Source organism: Bacillus sp. MUM 116 (genome assembly GCF_001866655.1).
GTDB lineage: Bacteria > Bacillota > Bacilli > Bacillales > Cytobacillaceae > Neobacillus.
The window spans coordinates 22,503-29,838 of sequence record NZ_MLYR01000060.1 but is presented as its reverse complement, the minus strand read 5'-3'; the positions used below and the strand labels follow the sequence as shown (position 1 = coordinate 29,838).

General features: G+C 40.0%; 5 protein-coding genes and 2 pseudogenes. 2 read left to right on the top strand and 5 right to left on the bottom strand.

Annotated elements, in window-relative coordinates; translation table 11 throughout:
* Positions 1 to 149 precede the first annotated feature (149 nt).
* Complete coding sequence (gene phnX, locus BIV60_RS15570) at positions 150 to 962, bottom strand: phosphonoacetaldehyde hydrolase (protein WP_256218434.1); 813 nt, start codon at positions 960 to 962, stop codon at positions 150 to 152.
* Positions 963 to 1,094: 132 nt separating this feature from the next.
* Positions 1,095 to 2,291 carry a saccharopine dehydrogenase family protein gene (locus tag BIV60_RS15565; RefSeq protein WP_071356641.1) on the bottom strand — a complete coding sequence of 399 codons (1,197 nt, stop codon included), beginning with the start codon at positions 2,289 to 2,291 and terminating at the stop codon, positions 1,095 to 1,097.
* A gap of 477 nt (positions 2,292 to 2,768) precedes the next feature.
* Between BIV60_RS15565 and BIV60_RS30495 the strand changes: the two are divergent.
* A pseudogene (locus tag BIV60_RS30495) lies at positions 2,769 to 3,081 on the top strand (transposase); the annotation flags it as partial.
* A gap of 98 nt (positions 3,082 to 3,179) precedes the next feature.
* Positions 3,180 to 3,335 (top strand): annotated as a pseudogene (locus BIV60_RS31005) (transposase); the annotation flags it as partial.
* A 161-nt stretch (positions 3,336 to 3,496) separates the two neighbouring features.
* Here BIV60_RS31005 and BIV60_RS15560 read toward each other — a convergent pair.
* The 3 genes from BIV60_RS15560 to BIV60_RS15550 form a co-directional block, all read right to left on the bottom strand.
* Complete coding sequence (locus tag BIV60_RS15560; protein ID WP_071356640.1) at positions 3,497 to 4,015, bottom strand: MgtC/SapB family protein; 519 nt, start codon at positions 4,013 to 4,015, stop codon at positions 3,497 to 3,499.
* A gap of 62 nt (positions 4,016 to 4,077) precedes the next feature.
* The gene (locus BIV60_RS15555; RefSeq protein WP_071356639.1) at positions 4,078 to 4,869 is read right to left on the bottom strand and encodes a DeoR/GlpR family DNA-binding transcription regulator; all 792 of its coding nucleotides are present in this window, start codon (positions 4,867 to 4,869) and stop codon (positions 4,078 to 4,080) included.
* Positions 4,870 to 5,486: 617 nt separating this feature from the next.
* Entirely contained in the window at positions 5,487 to 7,253 is a 1,767-nt protein-coding gene (locus BIV60_RS15550) for a putative 2-aminoethylphosphonate ABC transporter permease subunit (RefSeq protein WP_256218435.1), read from the bottom strand.
* Between the last annotated feature and the right edge of the window lie 83 nt (positions 7,254 to 7,336).

Here is a 7,336-nt window from a genome sequence, read left to right as displayed (position 1 = left end):
AACTTTGTTGCTTTAGGACCTTAATAAGGGTCAAATACTTAAGTTTCTAGGCAATTTTCGCAAATGTTCTTACGAAAAGATGCCACGATGCATTTAGTTATCGGGTTGATGAACTTATACGAAAAACAACAATCTATGGGAAAAAACCTTTAATAATCGCTATTTGCCAGACGGAGATTGACTTTTGGAATCAATTTATCCAATTCTCCGATACTATCAATCACATAATGGGCGCCTGCATCTTTAAAACGCTTTGCCACAACTTCCATTTTTTCTGCTAATAAATCGGGATCCATTGAGATTACTTCTTCTTCTTTTAATCCCAGCTCGCTTCCGCCTTTAATCACGCCAACACTCCAAGCCCCGGCATTGACTCCTTCTTTAATATCACTTACCGTATCCCCAACCTTGATAATATGCTTCATTGGAAATATCCCTAAATTCATTGCATTTAAATAACACATCCACGGATAGGGACGACCCGCCGGTGCATCGTCGGGTGTAAACATATAATCGGGGGCATAACCTTGTTTCTTGGCTTCCGGAGCGACAACCGCCATCATTTCCGCGGTATATCCGGTTGTAGAGCCAATTTTAAGCCCCTTCTTCCTTAATCGCTCGACCAAATCAAGTGCACCCGGGATGGGGGTACAATAATTTCTTAGACTTGCGAACAACATCGGTTCAAAATCGGCATACAAATCATCAACATCTTTATCGATTGGCACTTTGCCATATTTCGCTTTCCACAATTGGGCAATCCGGTCCATATCACACATGGCGCGGATATGATCCCACTTTAGCAGTCCCATCGGAGCGCGAGCCTCTTCTTCTAGCACTTCTATTCCTCTTTTTCGAAATATCTCTAGAAATACATTCAATGGCGCAAAACATCCATAATCTACCATTGTTCCTGCCCAATCAAAAATAATTGCTTCAATCTGAGGAGACTGATTACTCAAAAGACGAACCTCCTTTATAACAACCAATATTACTTATTTCATCATTAACGTGATTATTGGCTGGTCGTTTTTTAAGGGCAGGCATTTACGAAATCATTATGTATAAATCCCGCCCATACGATTTAGAAAATTTTAAGCATTTATCGTTGTTGCTTCTTCAACACTTTCATCACCAACGCTGATTTCTTCATGAATATGGATCCCGCGTTTTTTCAGTTCCTCAAAAATGACAGTTGGCTTAAAAGCCTCTTCCGGAATTAATACTCCTGTTTTCGATACCTCGCCCTTGGCAATCATTTCAGCCGCAATCGCCATTGGAATCCCGACATTTCGAGTATAGGCACGTAATTTTTCCCATCCCTTTACCGATCCGTCACTTGCTGGATGTGTATGGAATAGGACATGGCGCTTTTTTACTCCATCCTTTTTACCGATCACTTCAATATGGAGTGAATAACCATACATCTCTGTTTCCTGACCCTCTTTTGATTGAAGCAGGTATTCACCGATTACATCCATGACACCAACTTCTTGGCCATTCATATTAACTTTTGGATTGCGCATGATTCCATAATCGTAAAGGGCACGGACCAGCTGCATATTCTGTTTTGGCCAGGTTCCCCGAACTTCAATAAGCTTTACGCCTTTATTCACAAGTGCTTTTGCCAGGGTGCGTGTTTCTGAATGCGGAATAATATATTGAATGGTTTCACCATATGGTTCTGGTAATTGAATTTTTCTTGGTCGTGCAAAAGGAGGGACTTGAACGAATTCGCCATTTTCAAAAACGATTCGTCCTGGAAGATCTGGGTCGTATTCATAGGTGGTGGTTTCAGTTATGGATTTTGAAAAAGCAATCGGGCGGAAAGAGCCATGGCTTACTCTTACAATCTCGACCTCATCCAATTGGTTGGCGGCATGCATTGCCATCATTTGCGTTACACCAGGAGTCATTCCAAAACCCGGTACCGCCGTCCGATTATGTTTCTTAAAGATTTCGGAATATTCATCTTCCGCGCCAAAACCGTTTAAATTGATTCCATGACAGCCGGCTTCGGCAATACAAGCAGTTGAAAGGCCATTTAAGGTGATGGTCGTTCCATCCATGACAATATCGTAGCCCCTCATTTGGTTAACGGTTTCCTCATGATTAAAAACATTTACCTTTACAAAGTTTACACGGGGATCATTCAGTTCTTTTACTAATTCGAGGCCAAGCTCCTCATTAAAATCACCAATGGTGATCACGTCAAAATCAGAATGCTCGACAAGATCCAAAACGGCTTCGCGGCAAATTCTTCCTGCACCACCTAAGCAAAAGACCTTCATTAAAAACCCTCCTGACAAAATTTAAAATATTCACTCAATTGATGAGTTAACTTGATTGTATCACAAGTATTTTGGATTGTCTTGGTTTTAATTGTTGTTTTTTATTTTCATCTTTGGGAAAATTATTGGTTTTAATTTGTGGTTTAAGCAGGTCTAGCCAATAGAAAAAACGGGGTGTCCCAAAAGTTCATAACTTTTAGGAGCACCCCGTTTTTGGCGTATCGTTCTTTAAACTTGTCCGTTGATTTGCGCTCCAGGCACTTCGCTTTCCGCGGGCGGTCCAGGGAGCCTCCTCGTCGCTACGCTCCTGCGGGGTCTCCCCTGCCCCGTACTCCCGCAGGAGTCTCCGTGCCTTCCGCTCCAATCAACTCTGCTGAAAAAATTAGTAGAATTTTTGCACAAAAAAAATAAGAAAATCATTCCATTTGGTATAATGAAGTTACCACACATCACAACACCAGAAAGGAAGATTTTCAAATGTACATGAATTATATCACGTCAGGACAATTAGTTCTACCTATGGATATTGGAAGTCCTCATCCCCGAGCATCATCTATACCGAATTGTAGATCTGACTGTTGAAAAGATGAATCCAAACATTCTTATTTCTCTTCATCCAGGAGGTGGCCGTCCTCCTTACCACCCAAAAATGATGTTAAAAGTCATAATGTATGGCTATGTTAATCCCATCTACTCTTCTCGTCAAATTGCGAAACAACTTGGTGAAAATATTTATTTCATTTGGGTTTCCTGCAATCAAAAACCGGACTTCCAGCTTAATAAGTCCTTCTTGACAAAGTAAATCCACAATCGGAAAGAATGTTTCGTAAATGATATCCTTCATATGGTTTGAACGGAATCGATTAATCGTGCGAATCTACTGAAGAAGGAGATAAAAAATATAGACAAAGAAAAACGGACGTTGAACCTGTCTTTGGCCAAATAAAGTACAACCATGGTTTCAACCGTTTTTCATTAAGAGGCCATTCCAAAAATACTACGGAATGGGGTCTTATTTGTGTTGCACACAATATTTTCAAGTGAGAATCTATTACCAAAAAACAAACAAAAATGGCCCAAGAATAAAGGGAATATCTCCACTTCGGAAGTCAAAAATCGGAAAAATAGACCAAAGATAATGTGAAAACAAAAAACTGACTCAAAAGAGTCGTCATTCAACAACCTTTTGAGTCAGCTTCTTTTTTTTAACCTGAACTTCTATGATACCCAGGTTTTCCTTCTTCTTTTTCTAGAGACGTGAGGTGGCGTTGTTCTATCGCATGGCTTATTTTTGCCAAAATAAACGTAATTAAAACGGAGGCAAAAACCAAGCCATAAAAGCCTGCTCCAATGCCTATCCCAACTCCGCCGGCAAAAAAGATCATCGCCGCAGACGTCAGTCCTTTTACTTGCAGTCCATCCTTTAATATCAAGCCAGCCCCTAAAAATCCAAGTCCGGAGACAATTTGCGCTGTAAGCCTCATCGGATCCATTCGATTATTTGGGTTAGAGCTGCCAAAAATCTCGGCGCTATAGATTGACACAAGAGTAATAAGCGTGCACGACACAGAAACATACGTAAAGGTTTTTAGTCCTGCCGGCTTGTTTTTGGCACTGCGATCCCAGCCCATAAACATGCCAAGCAGTGCGCTGATGACTAAGCGAAGGTAAATTTCAATATTTTTCAATAAATGCGCTTCGTATAAGACTCCCAAATGCTCCATACTGATCCTCCTTTACCGGGAGCTATTGCCATCGGATTAGAGAGTCTATTGATTGATAGGATTTATTTTTTGTCTGCAACCAGCCATTTTACATTATTTTCTTTTAAGAGATATTCCCAATCCTCTGGATGTTCTTTATCGGAAACAATGATGTCGATATCCTGCAAATCAGCCATCTTATAATGGGTGCGTTTCCCCACTTTTGAATGATCAATGAGGACAATTTGTTTACCCGAATGATCAATTAATTTTCGCGTAACCATTCCTTTCGAGGAATCGAAGCTCGTTATTCCTGCTTCTTTTGTAATACCGTCTGCTGAGATAAAATATTTATCCACATATAGATTTTCCAGCATTTCGATGGTAAAACTTCCCGTTACCCGATGATGTGTGGTGTTAATTTCACCACCAAGCATGATGATCTTCCCTGTGAAAATATTTTGTTGGTGTAAATCAATCAACACAGACAGCGCCGAGATGGAAGTAGTAAAAATCGTAATATTCCGCTTCTTTCGCAAGTTTTTAACGAGTTGAAGCGGTGTGCTTCCGTCATCAATCGCAATGACATCATTATCATTGATCAGATTGGCAGCAAACTCTCCGATTCGTTGTTTGGCTTCAGAGTAAATCACCTCTCTCTCTACAGTGGGAGGTTCCTCGTTAAAAAAGGAAATATTGATTGCCCCGCCATATACTTTTTTTAATTTTTCTTCCTGTTGCAGCTCATCTAAATATTTGCGAATGGTTTCAGTTGAAACCTTTAAAATTTCTGCAAGTTCGTTAACCTTAACTTTCCCGCTTATCTCAAGAAGTTCAAGTATCTTCCTTTTTCTTTCTTCTCCAGCTAATGACAACTCATTCACCCCACGATATAAATATCCATTATAATTTTACTATAACATTGGAAAAAGATAGAATGATTTTGTTTAAATATTCAAGTAAATACCCTATCATAATGGAACAGCAATCAAATTATAGTGAAAAACAAATCGATTTCGGGTGTGTTTATTTTTCCGGAATAGCGTCAAGCCAATAGCAGCTTTGTTCTTACCCTCACCTTCTTTGAATGAACTAATGGCGACATATAAAACCTCCTATTTTTCTAAATCTAAGCTACGACTGCAAGCGCTTACTTTACGTTGTAAATAAGAATATCATGTTTTCAGACAATTGTGAATAGTTTTATTCGATATTTAATTGGTTTTTATTTGTTTTAATTGGTACTTTTTAAAAAAATATAGGCTGTGTTAAACTTGTCTGTTGATTTCCGCTCCAGGCACTTCGCGCACCTTCGGGCGGTCCGGGGAATCTCCTCGTCGCTTGCGCTCCTGCGGGGTCTCCCCTGCTCCTTACTCTCGTAGGAGTTTCGTGCATTCCGCTCCAATCAACCGGGCTAAAAATCAACAATGTCCTTTAACACAGCCAAAATATAAAAGGGATATAGATTTTAATTTCTACATCCCTTTTATTTTTAACGCTGCTGCCAGGCCTGCGTCCGTTTTCTGATTTTCTTTGTGGCAAACTCATAAACGAGCCGAACAAAAATATTCGTTAGTACAATGATGAAAGACATCGCAGCTGCAGGTGCGGTATCACCTGCATCCGTCATGTTGACAATCGAAATCGAGGCGAGCTTTGTATCCGCTGTATAAAGGAATATAACCGCGGATATTGTGGTCATTGAATTAACAAACAAATAGATGCCAATCTCCAGAATAGCCGGAAGCGACATCGGGACTGTAACATTAAAAAAAGTTTTATAAAATGGAATATTCATCGATTCCGATACCGGTTCAAATTCCTTATCCAATTTTTTCAAGGCAGTAGTTGCAGTAATAAGATTGACCGAATAAAAGTGGATAATATTCGCAATGATGATGATCATAAATGTTCCATATAGGGATTGGAACGGATTCATAATGGTCAAACCAAAGAAATGAAATTCAGGCTTATTAAAGAAAAAGATATAAGCTAAACCTATCACTAGCCCAGGCAATGCCAGCGGTAAAATCGATAAAAAGTAGCTGATCTGTCTCGTTACCTTCATAAACCGGGTTTTTTCAATGAGATAGGCGCCTAAGAAAATGACGATCGTTCCAATGATTGCGGTAATCAAAGAAACATAAAGACTGTTAAAATAAGGTTCAAGGCCGTTTCCGGCAACATTTTTAAAGGTCAAATGCTCCAGTGTTAAGGAAAAATTATATGGCCAGACCTTCACAAGTGATGCGGCTACAATGGCACCGATTAAAGATAGGACACCGGCTGAAATCAAAAGGCAATAGGTAAAATACACCCTGTCACGCCAAGGACTTTTCCTAATTTTATAGGAAACAGATTTTGAAGAAAATGAGGCACTTTGTTTCCTTTGCATCATACGGTCTGCAAGAAAGGCTATCAAGGCCGGGATGATTAAAATAATGCCAACGGTAGAGCCCATACTCAAATTTTGCTGGCCGACTACCTGCTTATAGATATCCGTCGCTAGTACATTATACTGGGCTCCGACGACCTTTGGTGCTCCAAAGTCAGTGAAGCTTAAAATAAAGGCAACGAAAAAGGCACTGACCAAACCGTATTTAATGCTGGGAATCGTGACGGTAAAAAACTTTTTCATTTTCCCGGACCCAAGCGTTTCAGCTGCCTCATACAGTCTGTAGTCCGTAACCGAAATCGCCACCATGATGATTAAAAATGCTTGCGGGAATGTATAGATTACTTCCGAGATGACAATACCGACTGGGCCATATAAATGAATATCAATTCCCATAGTTGTTCCGAATATTTTTTCAAAAAAACCAAAAAACCCGGTTGTAAATACTCCTTTATTGCCAAATAGATAAATTAGCGCAATCCCGTGCATCATTGTCGGAGCGAACAAAGGAAGAAAAGCAATGTATTTAAAAAAACCTTTCCAACGGATTTGCGTCCTGGTTAACGCATAGGCATAAAAAAATGCAAGCACAACCGAAATAATACCTGTTACTATCGAAATAAACAAGGTATTATACATGGACTGGACAAGCGACGGGGTTTGAAAGTAATGAACAAAATTGGCCAGCCCGGCATATACCCCGTTTTTATCCTTAAGCGCTTCCAAAAGCAGTTGAAATAACGGCAAGACGATTCCGACGATAAGCCCTACTAGCATCAAAACAATGAGTGTCTTATGCAGCCATTCTGCTTTCCCGGTTTTTTGGCGGATTTTCTTTCGATACACATTGCTTTGAGCCGGCACCTCTGTCGGATTTAATACCTGTTCCTCACTAATCAAATTGATCACCTCTGCATTCTTTTCCACCTCTACTGTTTGCTAAATTG